Genomic DNA, 2,530 nt, shown 5'->3' with positions numbered 1-2,530 from the left:
GTGGTTGGCCTTGGCGCCGTCGGCCAGCGTGCTGTTCTTGACTTCGACGAAGTTGCCGATATGCACTTCGCGGCCCAGCTGGGCGCCGGGGCGCAGGCGCGCGAACGGGCCGACCAGCGCGCCGTCGCCGACGGCCACGCCCAGCTTTTCGCCATCGATATGGGTGTAGGGATGGATGACCGCGCCCGCGCCAATGGTCGCGTTGGCGATGCAGCAGTGCGCGCCTATCGATGCGCCCGCGCCTATCGTCACCGCGCCGCTGAAGATGCAGCCGACATCGATTTCGACGTCCTGGCCGCAGGTCAGTACGGCAGGCGCGCCGCTGCGCTTGTCGTCGCGCAGGTCGAAGCGCGCGGGATCGGCCAGGCGCACGCCCTGCTCCATCAGCTTGTGCGCCTGGCGCAGCTGGTGGGCGCGCTCGAGTTCGGCGAGCTGCACCGGGCTGTTGACGCCCGCGACCTGCAGCGCGTCATCGATGCAGTGCGCGACCACGGCCACGCCGTCGGCCACGGCCATGGCCACGATGTCGGTCAGGTAGTACTCGCCCTGGGCGTTGTCATTCGTCAGGCGCGCCAGCCAGCCACTGAGCAGGCGCGCGGGCACGGCCATGATGCCGCTGTAGATCTCGGCGATGCGGCGCTGTTCTTCGCTCGCATCCTTGTGCTCGACGATGGCCTGGACCGCGCCCGCGGGCGTGCGCACGATGCGGCCATAACCCGTCGGGTCGGGCAGGGTCACGGTCAGCAGCGCGAGCCGGTCGCTGCCTGCGGCGTCGACCAGCGCCTGCAGCGTCGCGGCTTCGGTCAGCGGCACATCGCCCGACAGCACCACGGCGACGCCGTCGTCACGCAGCAGCGGCACCGCCTGCTGCACCGCGTGGCCCGTGCCCAGCTGGGGCTCCTGGCGCACGAACTCGAGCGCAAAGCCCGCGGGCCTGGCAATGGCCGCAGCCGAGATCGCGGCCTCGACTTCCGCCGCGCCATGACCGGTCACCACCACCGCGCTGCGCGCTCCGAGATGCGCGGCCTGGTCCAGCACATGCTGCAGCAGCGGCCGGCCCGCGAGGCGTTGCAAAACCTTGGGAAAGCGGCTTTTCATACGCGTGCCCTTGCCCGCGGCCATGATGATGAGGTCCAGTGATGCTGTCATTTGATTGCCTGTCGTGATCGAACGTCTGCGCCTCGGGGCGCAGACACGGTGGCGAATTATCGCGCCCGGACTTCGTCCCCGGGGGCCGCCGGCAATGCCCGCGAACGCCAAGCAGACATCTTTTACATTTCAGTGCTATACCGGCACGCACTGCGGACGCCTTGCCGCCGCACCCCTTGCCCTGGAGCCGTCCATGCCTTCTTCGCCGCCCACTTCCCCGTCGCCCGCCTCGCCGCCGCTGCGCACCCGCGCCGTGGCTGCGGGCCATCTGCGGGCGTTCGTGGCCGCGGCCGAGCACCTGAACTTCCGCGCCGCCGCCGATACGCTGGCGCTCACGCCCTCGGCCGTGAGCCGGCAGATCCAGGCGCTCGAAGACGAAGTCGGCGTGGCGCTGTTCCTGCGCCACACGCGCGCCGTCGAACTCACCAGCGCCGGCGTGCATCTGCTGCGCGCAGTCGCTCCAGGGCTGGAGCGCATCGACGCCGCGGTGCGCCAGCTGCGCCAGACGGCCGGGCGCAAGAGCGTGGCGATCACCACCTGGGCCAGCTTTGCGGCCATGTGGCTAATTCCGCGGCTCGAAGCCTTTCAGCGCGAATTCCCCGATATCGACATCCGCATCGACACTTCGGACACGGTGATGGACATGGAAACCACGGATGTCGACCTGGCGCTGCGCTACAGCCGCGCGCCCGAGTCCGCGTCCGCCGAGCGCCTGTTCGGCGAACAGCTGGCCGTGGTCGCGAGCCCCTGGCTGCTGCGCAGCCAGCCGGAGATCCGCACGCCGGCCGATGCTGCGCGCTTCACGCTGATCGAGACCGGCGACGCGCAGCGCCTGCCGCAGCTCGCCTGGCTGGGCTGGCAGCGCTGGTTCCATGCGCATGGCTGCGCGCAGCTGCAGCCGCCGCGCTGGCTGTATTTCAATTACGCCCACCAGATCGTGCAGGCTGCGCTCGCGGGCCAGGGCCTGGCGATCGCGCGCCTGCCGCTGGTCGCCGACGCGCTGGCCAGCGGCGATCTGGTCGAAGTGCTGCCCGCGCACCGGCTCGACTCGCCCCTGGCCTACTGGCTGCTGCCCGGGCCGCGCAGCGCGCCGCGCCCGGAGGTGCAGGCGTTCTGCGACTGGCTGCGTGACCAGGCCGCCCTCACACGGGCAGCGATGGGCACGCCCTGAAAATCAGCCCAGGGTGACGCGGGCAAATTTACGTTTGCCGACCTGCACCACGAAAGTGCCGGCTTCGAGCTTGAGGCCGCGGTCGCTGATCACCGCACCATCGACGCGCACGCCGCCGCCGTCGATCAGGCGGCTGGCTTCGCTGGTCGACGGCGCGAGATTCGCCTGCTTGAGCAGCGCGCCAATGCCCAGCGGTGCGCCGGACAGCTG

Annotated in this window: 3 protein-coding genes; 1 reads left to right on the top strand and 2 read right to left on the bottom strand. The window is 70.5% G+C overall.

Annotated features, from left to right (window positions below):
- On the bottom strand, window positions 1-1,149 hold a 1,149-nt coding region (glmU, locus tag D3H34_RS31705; RefSeq protein WP_119558765.1), incomplete at its 3' end, for a bifunctional UDP-N-acetylglucosamine diphosphorylase/glucosamine-1-phosphate N-acetyltransferase GlmU.
- A 193-nt stretch (window positions 1,150-1,342) separates the two neighbouring features.
- Here glmU and D3H34_RS31700 point away from each other — a divergent pair.
- On the top strand, window positions 1,343-2,320 hold the full coding sequence (locus tag D3H34_RS31700; RefSeq protein WP_119558764.1) for a LysR substrate-binding domain-containing protein: 978 nt from the start codon (window positions 1,343-1,345) through the stop codon (window positions 2,318-2,320).
- Between the two features lie 3 nt (window positions 2,321-2,323).
- On the opposite strand, the gene D3H34_RS31695 is transcribed toward D3H34_RS31700, so the two are convergent.
- On the bottom strand, window positions 2,324-2,530 hold a 207-nt coding region (locus D3H34_RS31695; protein ID WP_205736851.1), incomplete at its 5' end, for a S4 domain-containing protein.

It is taken from the genome of Acidovorax cavernicola, assembly GCF_003581445.1.
This window is presented reverse-complemented; position numbering and strand designations above follow the sequence as displayed.

Coding starts and splice junctions, on each gene's coding strand:
- D3H34_RS31700 (WP_119558764.1), top strand. CDS start 1,343: ATGCCTTCTTCGCCGCCCACTTCCCCGTCGCCCGCCTCGCCGCCGCTG.